Source organism: Sphingomonas sp. ACRSK, assembly GCF_022346685.1.
Taxonomy (GTDB): domain Bacteria; phylum Pseudomonadota; class Alphaproteobacteria; order Sphingomonadales; family Sphingomonadaceae; genus Sphingomonas; species Sphingomonas molluscorum.
In genome coordinates this window covers 1-830 of sequence record NZ_JAKRNR010000093.1, presented here as the reverse complement: position 1 = coordinate 830, position 830 = coordinate 1, and the positions used below count along the sequence as shown (strand labels likewise).

General features: G+C 63.5%; 2 protein-coding genes. Both read right to left on the bottom strand.

What is annotated here, in order from left to right; genetic code table 11:
* Positions 1 to 649, bottom strand: a 649-nt coding sequence (locus MHZ35_RS17905) for a helix-turn-helix domain-containing protein (RefSeq protein ID WP_239436854.1), incomplete at its 3' end; no start/stop codon positions are given.
* The coding region (locus MHZ35_RS17900) for a hypothetical protein (protein ID WP_239436853.1) at positions 643 to 830 on the bottom strand (188 nt) is incomplete at its 5' end. The genes MHZ35_RS17905 and MHZ35_RS17900, both read right to left, overlap by 7 nt.

Genomic DNA, 830 nt, shown 5'->3' with positions numbered 1-830 from the left:
CGACGGCTCCCCGTGACCATTGGTCATGCGCGCGCTTCAGCCAGCGCAGCATCTCGGAAAAGGGTGGATTGACGAAGGCGAGCCCACCGGACCAGTCGTCGACGAAGCCGTCGCCGCCTTCCTCGAGGAGGATGCGACGCCCTGCCTCGACCGGGCTCAGCGCGTGGCCGCACGGGTCAAGGTCGATCGCGCCAAAGGCGTCGTGGATCTTAGCGAGGAACTCGGGCGGCGTGAAGCGGACGTCGCGGTCGACCTTGTCGCCTTCTCCCCAGAAGGCCCGTTCTTTCGCTCGGCGGCGCGCTTGTGGCGCCACGACCGCCAGCAGTCGCCGCAGGCTTGCAACCGATCCGCCACCACGTTCGAGGGTGGCGACAGTGGTGCGTGACAGCTTCGCGCGGGATGCCGCCTCTTCCAATGTCCAGCCACGTCGCAACCGGCAGGCACGTAGTTGCGACGCGAGGGTCTTGCCCGGCGCGACGCCCGTCAGTCGGAAATCGATCGCGCTCATCGCCGCCGTCAGCGTCTCCACCGACCCGACGCCACGTTCGAGCCGCTTGATCTTCTGGAGGGGCGCGTCGATCCGGGTCGCAAGGGCGGTCTGCGACATGCCGGTGGATCGTCGCGCCTCGATGATGGCGCTGATCAGCATGTGATACCAAAAGGGTTCATATACTGGTCAATATGAGTAGCAGTAGCCGCTAGATCAATATGTCCGCCGTCAGCACCAATGGCACAGATTTGAGGTTGTGATTTAAGGAGGATCTGGGCTTCGTCGTAGTGACGAAGGAACGAAGATGAAGCCCAGATCCTCCAATGTAAAATCGCCCGCC